The sequence below is a fragment of the Pseudoxanthomonas gei genome (assembly GCF_010119615.1).
In the GTDB taxonomy this organism is placed as follows: Bacteria; Pseudomonadota; Gammaproteobacteria; order Xanthomonadales; family Xanthomonadaceae; genus Pseudoxanthomonas_A; species Pseudoxanthomonas_A gei.
In genome coordinates this window covers 251201-273373 of sequence record NZ_QOVG01000003.1, presented here as the reverse complement: position 1 = coordinate 273373, position 22173 = coordinate 251201, and the positions used below count along the sequence as shown (strand labels likewise).

The 22173-nt window shown below is 60.8% G+C and carries 21 protein-coding genes; all 21 read left to right on the top strand.

Going from position 1 to position 22173, the window contains the following annotated elements; translation table 11 throughout:
• The first annotated feature begins 637 nt into the window (after positions 1–637).
• The 21 genes from DT603_RS06295 (at position 638) to DT603_RS06195 (ending at position 22161) form a co-directional block, all read left to right on the top strand.
• Positions 638–883 (top strand): hypothetical protein, encoded by a 246-nt coding sequence (locus tag DT603_RS06295; protein WP_162349006.1) that lies wholly within the window; start codon positions 638–640, stop codon positions 881–883.
• Between the two features lie 41 nt (positions 884–924).
• The gene (locus tag DT603_RS06290; protein ID WP_162349005.1) at positions 925–2601 is read left to right on the top strand and encodes a type IV secretory system conjugative DNA transfer family protein; all 1677 of its coding nucleotides are present in this window, start codon (positions 925–927) and stop codon (positions 2599–2601) included.
• Between the two features lie 452 nt (positions 2602–3053).
• Positions 3054–3476: a TcpQ domain-containing protein gene (locus DT603_RS06285; protein ID WP_343037726.1), complete on the top strand. Its 423-nt coding sequence runs from the start codon at positions 3054–3056 to the stop codon at positions 3474–3476.
• Positions 3477–3516: 40 nt separating this feature from the next.
• A complete protein-coding gene (locus tag DT603_RS06280; protein ID WP_162349004.1) occupies positions 3517–4443 on the top strand; it encodes a VirB8 family type IV secretion system protein in 927 nt (308 codons plus the stop codon).
• Positions 4440–5204 (top strand): TrbG/VirB9 family P-type conjugative transfer protein, encoded by a 765-nt coding sequence (locus tag DT603_RS06275; protein ID WP_162349003.1) that lies wholly within the window; start codon positions 4440–4442, stop codon positions 5202–5204. The genes DT603_RS06280 and DT603_RS06275 overlap by 4 nt, the downstream gene beginning before the upstream one ends.
• Positions 5201–6457, top strand: coding sequence for a type IV secretion system protein VirB10 (virB10, locus tag DT603_RS06270; protein WP_162349002.1), 1257 nt, complete (start codon positions 5201–5203; stop codon positions 6455–6457). The genes DT603_RS06275 and virB10 overlap by 4 nt, the downstream gene beginning before the upstream one ends.
• A gap of 13 nt (positions 6458–6470) precedes the next feature.
• Positions 6471–7508: a P-type DNA transfer ATPase VirB11 gene (gene virB11 / locus DT603_RS06265; RefSeq protein WP_162349001.1), complete on the top strand. Its 1038-nt coding sequence runs from the start codon at positions 6471–6473 to the stop codon at positions 7506–7508.
• 287 nt (positions 7509–7795) lie between these two features.
• Complete coding sequence (locus DT603_RS16245) at positions 7796–8575, top strand: lytic transglycosylase domain-containing protein (protein ID WP_211368328.1); 780 nt, start codon at positions 7796–7798, stop codon at positions 8573–8575.
• 71 nt (positions 8576–8646) lie between these two features.
• On the top strand, positions 8647–9030 hold the full coding sequence (locus tag DT603_RS06255) for a TrbC/VirB2 family protein (RefSeq protein WP_162349126.1): 384 nt from the start codon (positions 8647–8649) through the stop codon (positions 9028–9030).
• Positions 9030–9338 carry a VirB3 family type IV secretion system protein gene (locus DT603_RS06250; RefSeq protein ID WP_162348999.1) on the top strand — a complete coding sequence of 103 codons (309 nt, stop codon included), beginning with the start codon at positions 9030–9032 and terminating at the stop codon, positions 9336–9338. The genes DT603_RS06255 and DT603_RS06250 overlap by 1 nt, the downstream gene beginning before the upstream one ends.
• A 56-nt stretch (positions 9339–9394) precedes the next feature.
• Complete coding sequence (locus DT603_RS06245) at positions 9395–11866, top strand: VirB4 family type IV secretion/conjugal transfer ATPase (RefSeq protein WP_162348998.1); 2472 nt, start codon at positions 9395–9397, stop codon at positions 11864–11866.
• Positions 11867–11938: 72 nt separating this feature from the next.
• Complete coding sequence (locus DT603_RS06240) at positions 11939–12688, top strand: hypothetical protein (protein WP_162348997.1); 750 nt, start codon at positions 11939–11941, stop codon at positions 12686–12688.
• Between the two features lie 128 nt (positions 12689–12816).
• Positions 12817–13998: a TrbL/VirB6 family protein gene (locus tag DT603_RS06235; protein WP_246191610.1), complete on the top strand. Its 1182-nt coding sequence runs from the start codon at positions 12817–12819 to the stop codon at positions 13996–13998.
• A 179-nt stretch (positions 13999–14177) separates the two neighbouring features.
• Positions 14178–14501: a DUF4189 domain-containing protein gene (locus tag DT603_RS06230; protein WP_162348996.1), complete on the top strand. Its 324-nt coding sequence runs from the start codon at positions 14178–14180 to the stop codon at positions 14499–14501.
• A 296-nt stretch (positions 14502–14797) separates the two neighbouring features.
• Complete coding sequence (locus DT603_RS06225) at positions 14798–15184, top strand: DUF4189 domain-containing protein (protein WP_162348995.1); 387 nt, start codon at positions 14798–14800, stop codon at positions 15182–15184.
• A gap of 127 nt (positions 15185–15311) precedes the next feature.
• Positions 15312–16313, top strand: coding sequence for a hypothetical protein (locus DT603_RS06220; protein WP_162348994.1), 1002 nt, complete (start codon positions 15312–15314; stop codon positions 16311–16313).
• A 101-nt stretch (positions 16314–16414) separates the two neighbouring features.
• The gene (locus DT603_RS06215; RefSeq protein ID WP_162348993.1) at positions 16415–18313 is read left to right on the top strand and encodes a peptidoglycan-binding protein; all 1899 of its coding nucleotides are present in this window, start codon (positions 16415–16417) and stop codon (positions 18311–18313) included.
• A gap of 125 nt (positions 18314–18438) precedes the next feature.
• The gene (locus DT603_RS06210; protein WP_162348992.1) at positions 18439–19347 is read left to right on the top strand and encodes an arginine deiminase-related protein; all 909 of its coding nucleotides are present in this window, start codon (positions 18439–18441) and stop codon (positions 19345–19347) included.
• A 144-nt stretch (positions 19348–19491) separates the two neighbouring features.
• Positions 19492–19884, top strand: a complete 393-nt coding sequence (locus tag DT603_RS06205; protein WP_162348991.1) for a hypothetical protein — start codon at positions 19492–19494, stop codon at positions 19882–19884.
• A 145-nt stretch (positions 19885–20029) separates the two neighbouring features.
• Entirely contained in the window at positions 20030–20716 is a 687-nt protein-coding gene (locus tag DT603_RS06200) for a response regulator transcription factor (protein WP_093286361.1), read from the top strand.
• Positions 20716–22161, top strand: coding sequence for an ATP-binding protein (locus DT603_RS06195; protein WP_162348990.1), 1446 nt, complete (start codon positions 20716–20718; stop codon positions 22159–22161). Before DT603_RS06200 ends, DT603_RS06195 begins: the two co-directional genes overlap by 1 nt.
• Positions 22162–22173 lie beyond the last annotated feature (12 nt).

Below are 22173 nucleotides of genomic sequence, written 5' to 3'. Positions count from 1 at the left end.
TTCCTGGATTCCGTCGGGAAAATTTCCGCTCGGATAAATGGTCAGGTCATTCAAATCGAATCACTCCTGCCGGGAAGGAGGCGCTCGAATCGGTCAAGCGAACCTGATATTCGAGTAAGGGAACGCAGTTGCTTGCGGGGGACGGGGGCATTCAAGGCCATCGAGGTGCCGCTTGCTGCCGGCCCCCGGGGTTGTGGCGGCAGGGCGCAAGGCCCCGAATTCCACGCGCGACCCCTTTTGCCTTGCGGCCGGGGTTGCAGAGCCTTTCGCACAAGCCTTTCAGCCTTGTGCGTGGCTCTCTGAGCCTTGCGGGTGAGCTTCGGAAGGTTGCGAACTGCCAGGCATAGGCGGTCGTGCGGGGATCGGTGGGGGAGGGAGGGACGCGTGGTTCCGGTGCTGAGCGCTTCGCGACTTGCGTCGCTCCTGCGGGGAGCGTGCGGGGTGGCTGCTGGCGCGTTAGACGGGTTGACGCATGCCTGCTACCGCGCAAGCCGCGCAAACTGGGGGAGTGGCAGGTGACCTGCGGGGTCGGCTACCGGCGCATCACCGGATTGCGGAAGCGCCGCGGTCGGCGCCCGGCTTCTAATCATCGAGGCGGCCGTACTATCATCGGTCCTTGCCATGGAGGCTTAGCGCAATGACGGAGTATTGCCATCCGGTGCAGTTCAGGGACCGATACCAGATTGTCGCCCTGTCGCCCGAGCCCGACTTCGACCCCGCCGACATCACCGGCTACGCCGTGCTGTCACCCAGCGGTGCCAGGCTTCGCCATGAACTGACCCTGGAGCAGGCGCGCCTTTGGGTGGACGGGCTGCTGCAGGAAGAAAACCAGCGGCCTGCCGAACCCCTGCCACCAGGAAGAGCGGCCCGGCGGCGGCCCTGACGCAGCCGACAGGTACACCAGGACATGACACGGAGGTCGGAATGAAAAGCAGCAAGCTGGTCTTCGCAGTGGGCACCACGCTGGCCCTTCTGGTCGCAGGCCTGTATCTGTCCGGCTACATCGCCCTGCTACTACTCAAGCTGGACCCCGGCCTGCTGAGTTGGCACACCTATCCCGATTACCTGAAAGCCCTCGACCTGGCGCAAGTCCGCCCGTATGTGGGCAAGATCAAGGCGGCCGGTTGCATCGGCTTCGGCATTCCGGCGGTGCTGTGGCTGGGGCTGCTGTTCCTGATGTTCAAGCCGGCGCGGCAATCCATGCATGGCGATGCTCGCTTCGCCCATGGAGGCGACCTGGCCAGGCACGGCATGTTCAAGCAGACCGACAACGGCATTATCGTCGGCAAGTACAACGGCAAGCTGGTGCGCTTGAGCGGCCAGCAGTTCGTGATCCTGGCCGCGCCCACCCGCTCGGGCAAGGGCGTGGGCATCGTCATTCCCAATCTGCTGGACTACCAGGAATCGATGGTGGTGCTGGACATCAAACAGGAGAACTTCGAACTGACCAGCGGCTGGCGTGCCAGCCAAGGCCAGGAAATCTTCCTCTTCAATCCGTTTGCCGAAGACCGCCGCACCCACCGCTGGAACCCGTTGAGCTACGTATCCGAGGATCCGGATTTCCGCATCTCCGACCTGCAGAGCATCGCCGCCATGCTGTATCCCGATGGCGCAGACGACCAGAAATTCTGGGTCAGCCAGGCGCGCAATGCCTTCACCGCATTCGCGCTCTACCTGTTCGAGAATTTCGACGAACAGTACCGCCAGGGGTATCCGAAGGAATTCCTGGCGTTCCCCACGCTGGGCGCCATCTACCGCCTGTCCTCGGGGGATGGCAGCGAGCTCAAGGCCTACCTGAAGGCGCTGGCCGGCAAGGCTTTCCTCAGCAACCACGCCAGGACCGCATTCGCCAACCTGCTGTCGCAGGCCGAGGAGACCTTTGCCTCGATCATGGGCACTTTCAAGGAGCCGCTGAACGCCTTCATCAATCCGGTGCTGGATGCCGCCACCAGCGCCAACGACTTCCTGCTCACCGACGTGCGCAGGAAGAAGATGACCATCTACATCGGCATCCAGCCCAACAAGCTTGCCGAGAGCCGGCTGATCGTCAACCTGTTCTTCAACCAGGTCATCAACCTCAACACCAAGGAACTGCCGTCCAGCAACCCGGCGCTGAAGCACCAGTGCCTGCTGCTGATGGACGAGTTCACCGCCATCGGCAAGGTCGAGATCATCGCCTCGGCGGTGTCGTACATGGCCGGCTACAACTTGCGCCTGCTTCCCATCATCCAGAGCATGTCGCAGCTCGATGCCACCTATGGCAAGGACGTCTCGCGCACCATCATCACCAACCACGCCCTGCAGATCATCTTCGCCCCGCGCGAGCAGCAGGACGCCAACGACTATTCGGACATGCTGGGCTACACCACCGTGCGCAAGCAGAACATCACGCGCGGCCGCGAGGTTTCGAGCAGCGAGTCGGAGGAAAAGCGCGCGCTTATGCTGCCGCAGGAGCTGAAGGCGATGGGGTTCGACAAGGAAGTATTCCTGTACGAAGGCATTCCGCACCCGGTGAAATGCGACAAGATCAAGTATTACCAGGACCGATACTTCACTTCGCGGCTGCTCCCGAAGGTCGACGTGCCAACGCTGAAGCTTTGATGCAGGTCGACCGGCGCAACGCATTCGTGACGTGATGCACGTATCGATGAATTGACTAGGGTGAGTATTGGTAACGTAATCTGTCTGTGTGAAGGTTGCTTGACTCGCTTCAACGTATCAGGCTAGTTTCGAATCACATCAAGGCAGCACTTTGATGCAACAGGACATTGACCATCCTGTAATCCACGCCACGACGGACGAGGCGTGCAAAGGGATTTCATTCACTGCAAGGAGGCAGTTCAAGGCATGGCGCATTCCCCTAGTTTTTCCCCGCTGAAGCGGCACTTGCTGGCGCCTTGCACGAGCTTGGCCCACCGCCGTCGCAGTGCCGGCCGCATGTGCAGATCATTCGCGAACCCCTGTCGCAGTAGTCCTGCAGACACCGACGCATCGGTCGCGCCCCGCGCACTTTCCAACTCCTCCCCCGACCCGAACTCCGTCACCGGTGACGCGTGAAATACAGTCCTGCGGCCCTCTTCTTCTGCCTGTTGATCCCCTTGCTGAGCGCTTGCGCCACGCGCCCGGCACCCGATATCAAGGGCCGATGGAAGCCAGTCAATCGCTATGCGGCCACCGCCGAGGAAATCCCGCTGTACCAGTCCTACGTCTTCCATGCCTCACCCATGGACGGCACGCTCAAGACCATGCTCACCCGCTGGGCCAGGGACTCGAAGATGACGCTGTCCTACCTGCACCCTTCGGATTTCACCCTGTATGGGCCGGTGGCGCAGATCCAGACCAACGACTTGCAGCGCGCCGTGTCCGAATTGTCTATGGCGTATGCCGGACAGCATGTCTCGGTGACCGCGGCCGGCAACCAGATCGTGGTGCGCGTCGCGCAGCTCGAAGAGCACGCGCCGGCCACGACCCCATGAGCCGCTACGAGACTCTCACGCACCGCAATGGACGGCACTGATGTTCGCCAGCAAATCCCCATCGCCGCAGATCGACAAGGCCGTGTCCAGGTCGGTCAATTTCGAGATCAGCCTGGCCGACATGGCAAAGCGCAGCGAACGCCGCGCCTGGCTTGTGGCTTCCGGCGCCATGGTGTTGTCTTTGGTGCTGGCAGCCGGCTATTTCTACATGCTGCCGCTTAAGGAAAAAGTGCCCTACCTGGTGATGGCCGATGCCTATACCGGCACCAGCAGCGTGGCGCGGCTCAGGGAAGATGCCGAGAACCAGAACATCACCACCATGGAGGCGGTCAACCGCAGCAACGTCGCCCACTTCCTGCTGGCGCGCGAGTCCTACGACATCGCGCTGATGAACCTGCGTGATTGGACCACCGTCTACACCATGTCCTCGCCCGACGTGGCCGCCGCCTACACCAGCCTGCACAACGCCAAGAGTCCGGCCAGCCCGTTCAACGTCTACGGCAAGGGCAAGGCGATACGGGTCAGGATCCTGAGCATTTCCTTCATTGGCGGCGTGCCCGGCAAGACCAGGCCGAAGGGCGCCACGGTGCGCTTCCAGCGCAGCCTCTACGACAAGGCCACGGGCGCGACCAAGCCGTTGGACAGCAACATCGCCACCATCGAGTTCACCTACAAGCCGAACCTGAAGATGGACGAGAAGTACCGCATAGAGAATCCGCTGGGTTTCCAGGTCACCAACTACCGGGTCGACCGTGACTACGACGATGGCGGCTTCATGGCCTCGCCACCACCGGATGCCGAGGTGCCCGCCATGCAACGCGCGCCAGAGCCGGCACCCGCGTACGCGGAGCCGGGCATCCAGCAGATGGAAGGGGGAGACATGGCCGACCCGTCGAGCTTGAGCGGCGTCCCCGCGCCAGCAAGCACCCCTCCGAACAGCAACGCCAACGGGACGACTCCCCAATGAACTATGTGAGCACCCGCGGCCTCGCCATCCTGCTGCATGCCCTGGCGGCCGGCGCCATTGGGCCGGCCGGCGCACAGGTCGTGCAGCAGTACGAATACCAGACCGACCGCATCTATGAAGTGCGTACCGGCCTGGGCATCACCACCCAGATCGAGCTGAGTCCCAACGAGAAGATCCTGGATTTCAGCACCGGCTTCAGTGCGGGCTGGGACCTGACGCGGCGCGAGAACGTCTTCTACCTGAAACCGAAGAACGTGGACGTGGACACCAACATGGTGATCCGCACGGCCACCCACTCCTACATCTTCGAGTTGAAAGTGGTGGCCACCAACTGGACCGCCCTCAGCCAGGCCAAGCAGGCGGGGGTCCAGTACAAGATCACCTTCGCCTACCCCAACGACAGCGAGTTCTCGGCCGAGACTGAAAAGGTGGAAGCCGTTCCGCAGTTGAGCACCCAGCTCGACAAAGACAGGCGCTACAACTTCAGCTACGACTATTCGACGCGCACCAGGCAGGCCTGGCTGATTCCGACCAACGTGTATGACGACGGCCAGTTCACCTACGTAAGGATGAGCGACCTGAAGTCGTTTCCGACCGGGAATTTTCCCGCTGTGTTCGGCCGCGAGCGCGAAGGCGGCGACGACTTCGTGGTCAACACGACGGTCGAGAACAACACGCTGGTGGTACACGGCACCTATCCCTACTTGGTGATACGCCACGGCAAGAACGTCGTCGGCCTGCGCAGGAACAAATCACTATGAGCCAGAACCTGCCGCCAGATCCGCCCGCCCGTTCCCAAGCCGGCGACGACCCCAGGTCCGCCACTTACGCCAGCGACCCGCACGCCGATGCAGCCAATCCCTACTACGCCAACCAGCAACGCGAACAGGCCCCCGACCTGGACGCCAACGCCCCGCAGCTGAAGTCCAGCGAGCTGCAGCGGCTCAATCGCAAGGCGTTGTTCTTCCTCTGCGGCATCGTGCTGCTGCTGATCATTGCGGCGGTATGGATGTTCAACAGCGCCACCGCGGGCAACAAGGACGCGGTCAGGACCAAGGAAGAGAAGGTCGTCATCCCCGACCTTCCTGCCAGTGCCGGGCCGCTGTTGCCCATGCCCCCGCCGGTCGAACCGATCGAAGTAGAGAGCTACGCCGCCGAAACGCGCATGCCGCCCTTGCCACCTGAAACCGCACCTGCCTATGCGTCCACCAGTTACGAGCCTGCCGCGCAGGCCACGCGTGAGCCCACGCTGATGGAGCGCCGGATGATGAACTCCGCTGCAGGTGGCAACGGGGAGGGCAGCGGGCCTGGCAGCCAGCAGGACCCGTATGTGCAGGCCATGCTGGCCACGTTGCCCGGCACCCAGCCACCGGCACCGGTGCAGGCACCGGAGTCCGACGCCAGCAGCGCGCAGTACCTCAGCCGACCCGATGCCCTGCTGGTCCGCGGCACCTACATCCGCTGCGTGCTGGAGACGCGGATCGTCACCGACATTCCCGGCTTTTCGTCCTGCGTGGTCACCGAACCCATCTACTCGATCAACGGTCGCAGCCTGTTGCTGCCGAAAGGCTCGAAGATCTCCGGCAAGTACAACAATGCCGGTGCGACCGGCGAGCGCGTCGCCGTGATCTGGGATCGCATCACCACGCCCAATGGCATCGACGTCAACATGGCCAGTCCTGGCGTGGACAACCTGGGCAGCTCCGGGCACCCCGGCAAATACAACGCCCACTGGGGCAGCCGCATAGCCTCGGCTCTGATGATCAGCCTGATCAGCGATGCCTTCAGCTATGCGGCCGCCGAGAACGGCCCGCGCACCACGACCATTGCCAATGGCAATGTCATCGAGACCCCCTTCGAGAGCAGCACCGCGCGCACCATGGAACGGCTGGCCAACCAGGCGCTCGACAAGAGCATCAACCGACCGCCAACGGTAACGATCAACCAGGGCACGGTGGTCAACGTCTATGTCGCCAGGGACGTCGACTTCTCCGGAGTGCTGGCCCGCAACTGAGGCCGCCAACGCAATGGACATCGACAATTCCCCAGTCGCGCGCGTCTCCAGCGAGTTCCTGGATTACCAGTACCAGGTGCTGGGCATCCTGGATTACATGGGTTCGCCTGACGTCACCGAGATCTGCATCAACAAGCCCGGCGAGATCTACCTGGAGACCCGGCAGGGATGGAACCGCATAGAGGTGCCGGGCCTCAATTTCGAACGGGCCCGCCAGTTCTGCACGGCCGTGGTCAACGAGAGCAACACCGGCCAGCGCATCACCGACTCGGATCCCGTGGTGTCGCTGACCTTTCCCACCGGGCAGCGCGCGCAGTTCGTGATCCCGCCCGCCTGCGATGCCGGCAAGGTCTCCATCACCATCCGCCTGCCATCCAAGCACAACAAATCACTTCAGCAATACCAGGAAGACGGCTTCTTCGACCAGATCGTCGAACAGGGCCATGCGTTGGGCGAGCACGACCGCGAACTGCTCGAGCTGAAATATTCGCGCAACTATGCCGAATTCTTCAAGAAGGCGGTGCTGTACAAGAAGAACATCGTGGTCTCAGGCGCGACCGGCAGCGGCAAGACCACCTTCATGAAGTCACTAGTCAACCATATCCCCGATGACGAACGCCTGGTCACCATCGAGGATGCACGCGAGCTGTTCATCAGCCAGCCCAATACGGTGCATCTGCTCTATTCGAAGGGTGGCCAGAGCACCAGCAATGTCACTGCCAAGAGCTGCATGGAGGCTTGCCTTCGCATGAAACCGGATCGCATCATCCTGGCCGAGCTGCGTGGGGACGAATCCTTCTACTTCATCCGCAACTGCGCCTCGGGCCATCCAGGTTCCATCACCAGCTGTCATGCGGGCAGCACGACGCAGACCTGGGACCAGCTCGCGTTGATGGTCAAGGCCTCGGCGGAGGGCGCCGGACTGGAGTTCGCGATCATCAAGCGGCTGCTGATGATGACCATCGACGTGCTGGTGCACATCAAGGCGCATGCGGGACAGCGGCACATCACCGGGATAGATTTCAATCCGGAGCGCAGCTTTGCCGAATAGGGACGCGGTCGAGCAGCCAGGTCAGAGCAAAAGGTTACTTACGGTGGCATCTATCAGGCTGGAAAAGTGACAAGACGCACAAACAGGTAGCGCTGGCGCAAGACGTTTCAATTGTGACAATTCAAATACCGGAAGTCCGCGCTGCATGCTCGTTGACATCCGCAGGATGCTCATGAAGTATGCAGGCAAGGATGAAAGTGACGGATGGTATTTCCGTTGAAGAAGGCCTGCCCGGCTTAGCCGGGTAGTGCAGCGTGAACAAGGAGAGGTGCGCGGTGTTATCTGGCATGGAGCTGATGAGTTGCCCCGACCTGGCGGTTCCGCTGGCGGTGATGCAGCACGTCGTGCGGGTGGAGTCCTCGCACAATCCCTTCGCCATCGGCGTAGTCGGCGGCCATCTGGTCCGACAGCCGAAGAATCTGCCCGAAGCCCTTTCCACGGTTCGCATGCTGGAGAGTCGCGGCTTCAACTTCTCGCTGGGCATCGCCCAGGTGAACCGTTACAACCTCGGCAAGTTCGGCCTGGACTCCTACGAGAAGGCCTTCCAGCTGTGTCCCAACCTGCAGGCCGGTTCGCGGATCCTTGCCGAGTGCTATGGCCGTTCGGGACGCGACTGGGGCAAATCCTTCAGCTGCTACTACTCGGGGAATTTCGTAACCGGGTATCGCCATGGTTATGTGCAGAAGATCTATGCCTCCATGCGCCAAGTCGCGCCCGGAGCCGCCAGCGCGCCGCAGGGCGATGCGATTGCAGTGGTCAGCCGGCCATCGCGTCGCACGGTCGGCATCAGCCGCTATCCCGTGTATGCGCCGCCACGACAGGACGCCACCCAGGTTTCCACGCAGCCAGCCCCACCTTCCGGGCTCCAACTCGCCGCGCCGCAATCGTTGGGCAACGCGCCGGGCTCAGCTCCTGATTCCATGTCAGCGGGTCCGACGCCTGCGCTGTTGCAGCCCACAGTACTGACGCAACAGTACCCGCCGGGTACCGCCTCCGTTGCGGGGCAAAGTCCTACGCCGGCGCCGGCATTGCCTGAAACATCAATCGATTCAGCCTTTGTATTCTAGGAACGCACCCCAGCTGCAACAACGCAAGACCATGCTTGTCGAGTTATCAAATCAACCAAGGAGCAACAAGAATGAAACCAGCCCTCAACGCTTCCAGCGAAGCCAGCACGCTGTTGTCCTCACTGTTCATGGCCGTCGTTTTCGTCGGTGCCATCGCCGCCCCGGAGCTTGCAATGGCTGAGGACAGCTTCGGTGACGCAGAAAACAAGGTAACCGGATTCTTCAGCAGCCTCAATTCGCTGCTCAATGTCGCCTCCATCGCGGTGGTGACCATTGCAGTGATCTTTGCGGGCTATCAGATCGCCTTTGCGCACAAGCGCATTTCAGACGTTGCGCCGGTATTGATTGGCGGCTTCCTGATCGGCGCAGCGGCCCAGATCGCAAAGATGCTGATGGGCGACGACAGCACGCTGCCCGGGGCCGCCATCATCATGCAAGTGCTGCCACTTTTCTGATGCAGAAGAATGTCCTGTTCAGGGGGTGCACGCGTCCGGCCATGTTCATGGGCGTGCCTTACATGCCGTTCTTCCTCGCAGCTGGAACGTGCATCCTCCTGACCTTCTACATCAACATGTTCTGCCTGCTTCTGCTCCCACCCGTCGTCTTCGTGATGCGGCAGATGGCGCGGCGGGACGAGATGATCTTCCGCATGCTCGGCCTGCGCCTGCAGTTCAAGTTCAAGGCCCGGAACCTGAAGCATCACTCCGGCATGTGGGTGTTCTCGCCAAACAGCTATAGATCCAGGCCTGCGGAAAACACTTAAGCAGCACGCGCCGCTCCTCCACTCACCATCACGCAATCCCCGGATATCCAGCATCCATGTTTACGCCCGACACCTCCATCAGCGAATTCATCCCGCTGTCCACCCATGTTTCGCCGTCGGTGATCAAGACCACCGGCGGCGACTACCTGCTGGTGTGGCATCTGGGTGGTTTGCCGTTCGTGGGTCGGGACGAATGGGAGATCGAGCACCGCCACAACACGTTCAACCGCATGCTGCAGACCCTGCGGGCCCCCGATTTCGCCAACCTGGCGTTCTGGGTGCACGATGTGCGTCGCAAACGGCGCATCAACAACCAGAGCAAGTTCGGGCAGCCCTTCAACCAGGACATGTCCGATGCCTACTTTGAATCGCTGTCTTCCCAGAAAATCATGCAGAACGAGCTCTATCTGACGATGCTTTACCGCCCGGTAGTGACCGGCAAGCGTATGGTGGAAAAATCAACCAACATCACCCAGTTGCAATCCGAGCAGGATCAGGCGATCGCCAAGATCCAGGAGCTGGCGGGCAACCTGGAGGCGGTGCTGAAGGACTATTCCCCCTACCGGCTCGGCATGTACGAGGCAAAGAACGGGGTGGTTTTTTCAGAAACGCTCGAGTTCTTTGGTTACCTGATCAACCGGATAGATGAGCCCGTTCCGGTGCTAGCGGCTCCCGTCAGCGGCTATCTGCCGGTAAGCCGGCACATGTTCTCGGACAAGACCGGGGATTTCATCATCAATACGCCCAATGGCGTCAATCATTTCGGCGCCATCCTCAATATCAAGGAATACACCGACGGTACATACCCGGGCATCCTCAATGGCCTGAAGTATCTGGACTTCGATTATGTGATCACTCATTCGTTCAGTCCGATTGGACGCCAGGACGCGCTCAAGGTGCTCGACCGCACCAAGGGCATGATGATCTCGTCCGGAGACAAGGCCGTGAGCCAGATCGTCGAACTAGACCATGCCATGGACCAGTTGGCGTCGGGCAATTTCGTGCTGGGCGAGTATCACTTCACCATGGCGCTATATGCCGATTCGCAGGAGAAGCTTTCGCAGAACACCGCCACTGCACGCGCGGAACTTTCGAATGCCGGCTTCGTTTCCACCAAGGAAGACCTCGCAGTAGTTTCATCGTTCTACTCGCAACTCCCGGGCAACTGGAAAAACCGCACGCGCCTTGCCAATATCAGTTCGCTAAACTTCCTGGGGCTGTCCCCACTGCACAACTTCGCCTCGGGCAAGAAGGAGAACAATCCGTGGGGCGAATGCGTCACCACGCTGCAGACCACCAACGGGCAGCCGTATTACTTCAATTTTCACGCCACCCATCCGGCGGAGAATTCGTTGGGCGAGAAGGCAATCGCCAATACCATGGTCATTGGCAAGTCTGGCACCGGCAAGACTGCGTTGATCAACTTCCTGTTGAGCCAGGTCCAGAAGTTGGATCCGTCGCCCACCATCTTCTTTTTCGACAAGGATCGGGGCGCCGAGATCTTCGTGCGTGCATGCGGGGGCAACTACCTGGCTCTGGAGAATGGCCAGCCGACTGGCTTCAACCCTTTCCAGTGTGAACGGAACGAGGCCAATACCCAGTTTGTGTCAGATCTGATGAAGGTGCTGGCTGGCAAGGCTGCCTACACGTCGCGTGAAGAAGAGGACATCTTCCGCGGCGTGGAGAACATGCTCGACACGCCGATGCACCTGCGCAACATGACCAATTTCCAGAAGAGCCTGCCCAACATGGGCGATGATGGCCTGTTCGCCCGCATGCGCAAGTGGACCCATGGCAACTCGCACGGCTGGGTGTTCGACAATCCCGTCGATACCATCGACTTGCAGAAAGCCAACATCATCGGCTTCGACTACACCGACATCATCGACAACCCCGAAGTGCGGGCGCCGGTGATCAACTACCTGCTGCACCGCCTGGAAGGCCTGATCGACGGCCGCCGCCTGATATACGTGATGGACGAGTTCTGGAAAATTCTGGATGGCAAGGGTGGCCTCAAGGAATTCGCCAAGAACAAGCAGAAGACCATCCGTAAGCAGAACGGACTGGGCATCTTCGCCACCCAGAGTCCGGAAGACGCATTGGCCAGCGACATAGCCGCGGCGCTGATCGAGCAGACCGCGACCATGATCCTGCTACCCAACCCCAATGCCAGCCGCGACGACTACATCAACGGCCTGAAGCTGACCGAAGCCGAATACCAGGTAGTGGTCAGCCTGGACGAACGCTCCCGATGTTTCCTGGTCAAACAGGGCCACGCCTCCAGCGTCTGCCAGCTCAACCTGCGAGGCATGGATGACGCCCTGGCGGTCATCTCGGCATCCACTGACAACATCGAGATCATGCATGAGGTGCTGGAGAGACGGGGCCGGGAAGAGGGCATCGACCCGGCCGAACTCCGCCCGGAGCAATGGCTAGAGCATTTCTACGAAAGCAGGAACGGATCGGGCAAGACCTCAGTACCCCGTGACGCGGCTAAAGGTGCCCGTGTGGTGCAGGCAGTCGGATAGGAATTAGTTGTAAAAGCAAGACGAGCGGCAGCTGCAGGAACTGCTCGATTCTTTCACCAAGGAGATACGGACATGCAGAATATGAAAGCAATGAAGAAGGCATCGTTCACCAGCCGTCCGCTTGCGCTGGCCCTTGCCACCTCTATGGTGCTGTTAATCGGTACCGCGCAGGCCACCGGCATGCCAGTCGTGGATGCCGCACACGTCATCAAGACGTCCCTGGGTTGGGTGCAGCAGTACCAGCAGCAGATCCAGCAGTACACCAAGCAGGTCCAGCAATATCAGACGCAGATAAGGCAGCTGGAACAGCAGTACGTAAAAGGAAAGGCATTCCGCAGCAACATGATGCCCACCGACGAATTCGTGCCCCGGGGCTTGAACGAGGGTGTGGCAGAACGCTGCCCATCGGGCATGAAAAGCCTGCTCTCATCATCGTCTAGTGCTGCTAAATGTGCCCAGATCGTGCAGACCGAGAACGCAAGGTACAACGCAATGCTAGAGGTACTCAAGCTGTCTAAGACTCGTAACACTGAGTTGCAGGAAATCTATGCGGAACGAGCCGGCATTCCCGAGCAGAACACGGGTGAGATGGTCGCCAACACAAACAGGCTCGCTTCTTTTGGCGAGATGCTGCAACTGGATATGCAGCGTGCCACGAACCAGACCGACGCTTATGACAGGTGGCTATACGTCCTCAAGGAAGACATGAAGGCGTCTACGCAAGAAACGCTTGATGGTGCCAGTGGCGGAATAGTAAGCGGTGTCATTCGCGGTGCGGCGCTGAAAGCGGCTCTTAGTGGCGCGCGGAGAGATGATCGCTAGGGTGATCATCCAAGTGGGACCACATGACGACCAAGAATCCACTGTGGCCTGCACAAAAAAAGTTGTGACCCCCCTCGGTCGTACTGCTACTTGCAAGCGTTGAATCATCTCGGAAGAGTAAAGATGTTATGGAAAATATCGTTGGTATGGTCGGTCATATCATGTTTCTAGAAGGAAATCTGCCGGACTTTGGGCTGTTTGGACTTCAGAAGGCCGGCCCCATTTCTGACCTTCTTTTCTTCCGGGAAATAAACAGTTTCCTTACTGGCGAAATCGATGTCTTTCGAGACAATCTCCTCGGGCGCACTGCAAGTCTGCTGGGAGTGGCCGTATTTTCTCTGTTGACTTTGTGGATCATCATCCAAGGCTATCGGATAGTCACAGGGCAGTCGCGCGATTCAATGATGGCTCTGGTCACAAATTCGCTGCGTGCTGTTTTGATTGTGAGTGTAGCTACCGCTGCGGCAGTGGCAGGCGGATCGGTATACCGGTCTACGACCGACGGGCTCAGTACGGTTATAAGTCAAACCATAACGGGTAATGACGACAACGTGTATGACCAGATCGACCGTTCACTGGCTTACATGCAAGTCGCGCTCAGCAGCATCGACGCGTTGGATGTATCGGGGGATGAGGTGCTGGACGGAAAGAAATCCCGCGCCCTATGGTTTGCTGGAATCGGAACGGGGGGGCCGGCAGTGACAGCAGGCACTATGCTTCTTTTGAACAAGGTTGCCATGGCCCTGTTCATAGGCTTGGGGCCATTCTTCATCCTGTGCCTTCTTTTCGAGCAGACAAAGGGCCTGTTCGGCAGATGGCTTTATTACGGCCTCGGCACCATGTTTTCTCTGGCCCTGCTTAGCGTGATGGTAACCCTGGCAATGGACATGGTAATCGCGGTCGCCAAGGCATTCTGGGTCAGCAGCCTGTTGGGGGCAGGCCCTGAAGGCGTAAGCAGCATGGCTATGCAGCAGGGCGGTATGGGAGTGGTGCTGACAATGCTGATAATCAGCGCCCCGCCGATGGCCGCTGCGTTCTTTCAAGGAACGCTAGGCAACTTCATGGCGTTCTCACAGTTTGGTACTCCGGGTGGAGCACCGGCGGGGCAACGCCCCGGCGAGCCTGGCTACCGCGGTGCCGATAGTTACGCGCCAGCCAGCAATCATGTAGGCAAAGATGGAAACCACTCAAATGCTGCGAATTCGCAACGTGTTGGCAATGAAACGCCAGGGACCGCTGCGTATAACGGCACTCATCGAGTTCAGGAAGATCTCGTTAAAACGAGCTCAAACCTACCTCCTAGGGGCTAAGTGTGTCGAATAAATATCTGTTGTTTTTGGGAACATTTCTGCTTCTAGGTTCGCAGTTGGCCCGCGCGGAAGGCGGTTCGTGTCCCGCCGGCTATTACCCTATAGGTGGCCAAGCTGCCTCTGGATGCGCACCCATGCCGGGTAATAGTTCTAGTCCTTCGCCAGCGAGATCACGGCCTGTGCTTTGGGAAGATCGCTGGGGCTCGATTGCAGTGGATTTTCCAGGCGGGCTCTTCGGCGTAGCCAGTTCTATGCAAAACAAGGAAGCGGCTGAGGCTGCGGCCATGGCGGACTGCCAGATCGCCGGGGGAAAAGACTGCAATGTCGATCTCAGCTATTACAACCAGTGCGGGGTAGTGGCTTGGGGTGAAAATTACGCGGCAACTGCAAGTGCCGGTACAAAAGAGAAGGCCGCAAGCAGAGCACTATTCCTGTGCGGAGAGAAGACAGGCAAATGCAAGATCTACTATGCAGATTGCAGTCTTCCGGAGAGAGTGGAGTGAGCCATTTTGTTTCTTACAAGGCCTTCATCGACCTAAGTATTGCGTGGACGTACTTGGACGAAATGTCCATAGAACGCCTTACATAGCGAAGGTTCTTCTCGCATAACGTCCGGTCTTGGCCTGGCAAATGGAGGCGAAAACCGTGATGGCTCTGGCAGGTAATGGAGGACAAAGTGCAGATTCGTATATGGATGCTTCTAGGCCTTTTGTTCAGTGGTGACACAATGGCGGAAGGCGGATCTTGCCCCAACGGATATTATCCAATTGGTGGAAACGGAGCGTCCGGGTGTGCGCCGATGGCGGGCACAGACATCATGCCGGAGGAGCAAATTACGCAAATGCCGGCCGGCGCGTGGAAAACTAAATGGTCAGCCATCGCAGTTGATCCTGTCGTTGGAGACGTTGGGCTATCCACGGGTCACGGCCTCGAGGAAGACGCAAAAGCCGAAGCCATGCGGCGCTGCGCACGTCACGGCGCCCAAGACTGCAAAGCCTCTTCTTATTTCAATCAATGCTCTGCGTTGGCCTGGCCCGCCCTTGTTGGAGGAAGCGCGGCAAGTGCCGGTGCTGGATCTCTAGAAGCTGCGAAAGCGTTGGCATTATCTTCGTGTGCTGCTAATGGCGGTGGAAAATGCAGCATTGTTGCCGAGCAGTGTGCAAATCCGGTTTTCGAAAAATATTGACTTCGAAGGATCTCCGAAACAAAACGAGGTGTGTGAACATACTTAGGTATCTTCATCCTCTCTGGTTAATGGCGGGCCTGCAGCAGATGAGCAGGCATATGCAGGAAGAATCGGCTGCGGTTGCAGCTTGAGCAGCCAACAATTCATGCCAAGCAGTGAAGCAAGGTCTTCGGTGAATGGCTTCGGAAACGGGACGCGGTTTAGAACCATTGCGCATCAAGGAAGCTACTGTGGGATCGGCTCAGCTTGTGCTCCATTTGGTTTGTTTGCGTACGCGTGCGTCACCGCAGAAAACCACCTTTTTTGCCCGAGCCACATTCGGCTGTTTGTTGCTTACCAAGACAAGGAAGTCCCTATCGTGCCTAGTGATTCTCTAAACACCATCCACCCTCCTTCACCCAGCAGCCTGCTGTACCTCGTCTACCAGAAGGATGGTGATGGCGCTTCGTCCTATGAGATGGAGAGTGGAAGCTGGGTTAGCTACTGGTATGGATACTCGTTCGAGTTGGGAGGAGAGCAATATTTCACGGGTTTTACCGCGCAGACCCCAGACGAATATGCAGCTTCGCCACATCAGGCTGGTGCGGCTCCAGATCCGAAGGTCACGATTGGGCAGGCGACCGTTGTCATTGCCCACCCGCCGAACAGGCTGAAGCCGTGGCTGTTCCAGGGGTCAGACCAATTCGTAGGCGAGCTTGGTGGTTTTGCAAAGCCCAACGAAATCGACGAAGGCCGCGCGCCGCAAAGCCACGTAACCGTGGATGGCAAGCTTCTGCTGGCGGTACCCACCTGGTATCTGGCTACAGGCACGCGTATCAGTACGTTCGATCTATTCCTGTTCAACCCGCACGAATTGAATGGCGCGGATGAGAGGCGGTGGACTTACCTCGGGAATCTGGTAGCCGGTGCCCACAACGGGGCGGCTTGTGAAGGCGAGGAGGAGGTGACAATCCCCTGCGCAACGAGCACTGGCTCTTTGGAGTTCCTCGGCCAGGAAACCAGCGGGCTGCCAGTCATCCGGGTAATCATGAGTGGAACCCAGGTCAGGGCAGCGGGCGAGACCCGGGCGCTGGGCCCGGGTGACACGGTGGAATATCGCTACGATACTTCCAGCAAACAATATTTGTAGGGCGCTCGAACGGTTGACCGGGAACACAGGACTCAAGGACGAGTCCGGTTGACGCATCACGGCCGACATGGCCGTAACTCAACCAGGCAAGGAAGAAGAACATGGAACGTGACTACAGCAGACAGGAAGTTCTGGACATCATCGAGCGCGAAGCGCAGCAGAGAAACATTCCGCGCGACGACTTCATGCGCTTCGCGTACATAGAGACGGGCGGTACATTCAACGAGCAGGCATCGCGTGGCGAGCGCGGCGCCAAGGGGCTGTTCCAGTTTGTGCCCGATACTGCCGTGGCTTATGGCATCCGGGGCCGTGAGCTTGATGCAGTAGCCAATACCGACGCGGCCGCGCGTCTCTATCTGGATAACAGGCAGGCATTGGTCAACCGGCATGGACGTGACGGCCGACCCTATCTTTCGGGAAATGCCGAGCCGGATGGCCTGGATATGTACATGGCGCACCAGCAGGGTGGCGCTGGCTATCGTTCCATTCAGACGGCAATGGCCACTGGCCAATTCGGGCGGGATGATACGCGTGCGAACATTCTCAACAACGTCAGCTCCAGGGATTTCGAAAGCGTAACCGGCGGCAAGTACTCTGATTTCAGGAGCATGTCCGACCGCGACATGGCCACTACGTTTACCCAGTACTGGGACACCAAGTTCGACCGCGTCAGGATTCCGGAGAAGGGAATCGAGCCGGTCGGCGCCGCCCAAGTATCTCTGCACACCCAGTTGCCCGCGCCCTCCCTGGCACCTGGACCCGGCCAGCCGATTGCACTTGTTGCCGCACATGATTTGAGCGTCAGGTACGACCATGTGAGATACGCGATGAGCGGACGTATCCCGGGCGTCGATGGCAAGCATCCGGATCAGGGCTATGTGGATTGCTCGGGCTGGGTAGCGACCCTGCAGAATGCGAGCATGAAGGAAGTCAACGCCAAGGCGGGCCGCGAAGTATTCAGCAGGGATGAGCTGTTCTCCCTGGGCAACGATGGCGCCGCGATGATCGTCGACAAGGCGCGGCAACGGTCCGGGGTGTTGATCGAGGGAGGTGCGCTCACCCGCGCGGCGCTGAAGGAAGGCATGATCATTGGCGAAGACAATGGGCCAACCAGCTGGGATCGCGGTCGCTATATGGGCATTGACCACATCACCATGGTGGTGCGGGATCCGAAAAGTGGCGAGCTGATGATCAGCCAGTCGCGTGGTGGCGAAGGCGTGGAACTGGGTTCTCTGGACGCCTATTTGCAGCGCAAGCAAGCCGGCGGGGTGAAGTTGTACGTCACCGACCCGTTGGCCGAAGCGCGTGGCTTGCTTCGGGACGACCATCTCCAGACCCGGGACTTGCAGACGCAAGCGCAAGGCAGTTCCGCGATCCCAGAGCCGAAACAGGTCGATGCTGCTGTCATGCGAGTTGGAGGAAGTGGCGACAACGTCCGTCAGCTGCAAGACGCCTTGAACAACTTCGGCTATCGCGACAAGGATGGGCGCGCACTGCGAGAGGATGGCGGTTTCGGCGACCGCACCAGGGAGGCCGTACACGCCTACCAGCAGGCACATGGGCTGAAGGCTGATGGGGTGGTGGGCGCGCAGACGATGGCGGCGTTGTCGAAGTCGAAAGACTCACCGCTGCTTTCCGATACGCGCCATCCCGACAATGGCTTGTACCAGCAGGCGTTGAAAGGGCTGGAGCAATTAGGCCCTAATGTTTTCAAAAACAGGCAAGAGCTTCAGAATGCAGCCGGTGCCACGGTATTCGACGCCAAGGCCAGTGGCCTGACGCGGATCGATCATGTCGTCCAGAGCAGTAATGGCACGGGTCTGTTTGCGGTGCAGGGTTCTCCCAGTGATCCGGCGCATCAGCGCGTGCATCTGGACAAAGGTCAGGCAGCCTCGGAGCCGATCGAGAAAAGCACGGTGCAAGTGCAACAGGAAATGCGAAGCCAGGTCCAGGTGCACGGTCAGCCGGAGCATGAACGTGAAGCGCGTCGTTCGGTCTAGGTCAAAAAATCTGCTTTCGGTGGGAGGGCACCAGGTCAATAACGCAGATGCGGGTGACCTTGTTGATGAAGGCGATTCCGCCTTGCGGTAGCCTTCGTCCCCCTGGCTCGCTGCAAAGCATCTACATGATTACGCGTAGTAGCTCCGATTTTTTCCAATACGCTGGTCGGACCCCTGCTGATTTCGGCCCGGCTACCGCCAAGTCGGCCTTCCTGGTTTCCCCCGAAGGCTTCGCCCGGGCCGAGCAATCGGCCAGCGACAACGTCTATATGGCGGAGGCGTCGGCTTTCGATGGTGCGGCCGCCACTGCCCAGCACCTGGCCCTGCAGCAAGCATTGGCAACGGAGCTACCTGTGGTCACCTTTCCCGGTGACCCGGCCGCCCCTGACGGCCTGTTTCCCAACAACGCCTTCGCCACCGTGCCCGGGCGCTTGATCGTGGGCCGCATGCGCCATGCCGTGCGCCAGCGCGAGGCGGCGCGCAGCGATATTCGCGACTACTTCCACCAGGCCGGTTACACCCTCGTCGACCTGTCCACCCAGCCCCACCCCTGCGAACTCACCGGCGCCCTGGTCATCGACCGCGCCCGCGGCCTGGGCTACTGCGGCCTGTCCGAGCGCTGCGACGAAGCCGGCGCCGCCCTCATGCACCAGGCCTTTGGCCTGCGCGCCACCCTGATGTTCGACCTGGCCCCCGGCGAATACCACACCAACGTCGTCCTGGCCGTGCTGGCCGGGCGGGCCGCCCTGATTGCCCCGGAGGGCTTCGCCGACCCCGGCGTGCCGGCCGCCATTGCCGCCGTGTACGGCCCCGGCGGCATCACCCTGTCGCCGTTGGAACATGCCGCCTTCGCCGGCAACGCCATTTCCCTGACCGACCACAGCGTCTGGATGAGCGCCGACGCCGAGGCCGCCCTGGCCCCGGCCACCCGCGCCGCCCTGGCCCGCAACGGATTTGCCGTGCGCAGCGTTCCCCTGCACGCCATAGAAGCGGCCGGCGGCTCCCTGCGCTGCTGCGTCGCCGAGATTTTCTGAGCGTACAGCTAGCTGAACCGCTGTGGATAAGTTCAGATCGGATTCACCGCTGCGGGCCAGAATCCCAGTCCTGTCCTCCACTTAGGCCTGCGCCTGTCGTGCTCCCGTTCATTCAGGGAAGCCCGGATCCGTTACGATTCCGTTATGAAGATTACGCGCCACCGACTGCTCCCGTTCCTGCTGCTGACCGCCCTGGGCGGCCTGGCCGCCAGTGCCTGGGCACAGCCAGCGCCGCGTGAGCGCCCCGCGCCGGTCCAGGCGCCGGACGTGCTGCCGCCGCGCAATCCCGCCTCGCTGTCGGACTCGGTGCGCCGGGCCCAGCGCGAAACCGGCGGCCAGGTGCTGGGTGCCGAACGCGTGCAGTACGACGGCCGCGAGATCAACCGCGTCAAGGTGATGGATGACCGCGGCCGCGTGCGCTACATGGATGACGACCCGCAGCGTTCACGCGACGCAACTGAACGGGCACGTACCCTGTCTCCCCGTGATGACGCGTCCCGTCCACGCCAGCGTGGCGAGCGTCCGCCGAAGCCCTGAGCCGCAGCGCCCCGGCGGGCCTGGAGTACCGGAACGTGTCAGCCGACACGTCTCAGCGTCTTCCGCCATTGCGTTCCATACCCGCTTACATATTGGTTCCACCACCGCGGCCCATCGGCCGCACTAGCAAGTTCAGGGAGAGTCCATGCGTATTTTGCTGGTCGAAGATGAAGCCCCCCTTCGCGAGACCCTGGCCGCGCGCCTGAAGCGTGAGGGTTTTGCCGTGGATGCCGCGCAGGATGGCGAAGAGGGCCTGTACATGGGCCGCGAGGTTCCGTTCGACGTGGGCATCATCGACTTGGGCCTGCCCAAGATGTCGGGCATGGAACTGATCAAGGCCCTGCGCGACGAAGGCAAGAAATTCCCGGTGCTGATCCTGACCGCGCGTTCCAGCTGGCAGGACAAGGTCGAAGGCCTGAAGCAGGGCGCCGACGACTACCTGGTCAAGCCCTTCCACGTCGAGGAACTGCTGGCGCGCGTCAATGCGCTGCTGCGCCGCGCCGCCGGCTGGTCCAAGCCGACCCTGGAATGCGGCCCGGTGGCCCTGGACCTGGCCGCGCAGACGGTCAGCGTCAATGGCGGCAACATCGACCTGACCAGCTACGAATACAAGGTGCTGGAATACCTGATGATGCATGCCGGCGAACTGGTCTCCAAGGCCGACCTGACCGAGCACATCTACCAGCAGGATTTCGACCGTGACTCCAACGTGCTGGAGGTCTTCATCGGCCGCCTGCGCAAGAAGCTGGACCCGGAAGGCGAGCTCAAGCCGATCGAAACCGTGCGTGGCCGCGGTTACCGTTTCGCCATTCCGCGCAACCACGAGGGCTGATGCCCCCGCGCGCGGCAGACGCTGACGACAGCAAACGCGGGCGCGATCCTTTCACGGGATGGCGCCCGCGTTCTTTGCGCGCGCGCCAGCTGCTCGCCGCCAGCCTGGGCCTGGTCGCCTTCCTGGCCCTGGCCGGTTACGCGCTGGACCGCGCCTTCGTCAGCACCGCCGAGCAGAACCTGCGCCACCGCCTCAAGGGCTACGCCCTGTCGTATGCCAACAAGGTGGAGTTCGCGCGCGACGGCAGCCTGATCCCGCCGGAACTGCCGGTGGACCCGCGCTTCACCCAGCCCGGCAGCGGCCTGTACGCCGAAGTCGTGCTGCCCAACGCGCGCTGGGGTTCCGATTCCACCCTGGGCCCGGTGCTGCCCAATCCGGCCATGCTGCGGCCCTTGCAGGAAGCCTTCCACGGCCCCGTGGCGATGACCCAGATCGACGGCAGGCAGGGCGAGGTCTACCAGTTCGGGCTGGGCACCATCTACGCCAACCGCGGGCCTAACGCCGAGTTCCCGTATTCCATCTACATCTCCGAGGACGCCAGCGTGCTCGGCTCGCAACTGCGCACCTTCCGTGGCGCGCTGTGGGCCTACCTGGGCCTGGCGGGCCTGTTCATGCTGCTGCTGCAGGTGCTGGTGCTCAACTGGAGCCTGCGGCCGCTGCAGCGGGTGATCAGTGAACTGACCCGCGTGCAGCGCGGCCAGGCCAGCCGCATGACCGAACGCCAGCCGCGCGAGCTGGAACCGCTGACCGAAAGCATCAATGCCTTCATTGAAAGCGAGCGCGAGAACCTGGATCGCCAGCGCAACACCCTGGCCGACCTGGCCCACAGCCTGAAGACGCCGCTGGCGGTGCTGCGTTCGCAACTGGACGAAGGCGTGCATGCCATCGCCCTGCGCGACGAACTGGATACCCAGCTCAAGCGCATGAACAACCTGGTGTCCTACCAGCTGGCGCGCGCGGCTTCCAGCGGCCATGCCCTGTTCGCCGCCCCGGTGCCGATCGAATCCAATGCCGAGGAGATCGTGCGTGGCCTGGAGAAGGTCTATGCGGGCAAGGGCGTGATCTGCGAATTCGAGATCGACCCGGCCGCGCGCTTCCATGGCGAACCGGGCGACCTGCAGGAACTGATGGGCAACCTGCTGGAGAACGCATTCAAGTGGGCGCGTTCGCGCGTGTTGCTGACCGCCACGCCGACCCAGACCGTGGGCAACCGCCGCGCCGGCCTGCAGCTGGCGGTGGACGACGACGGTCCCGGCATCGAAGAGGAGGACGTGGCCCACATCCTGCAGCGCGGCGTGCGCGGCGACGAGCGCGTGCAGGGCCATGGCATCGGCCTGGCCATCGTGCAGGACCTGGTGCGCGGCTACCGCGGCGAGCTGCATGTGCGGCGCTCCACGGAACTGGGCGGGGCGCGCTTCGAAGTGACCTTGCCGCAGGGTCTGTAGGCAGTCGCAGGC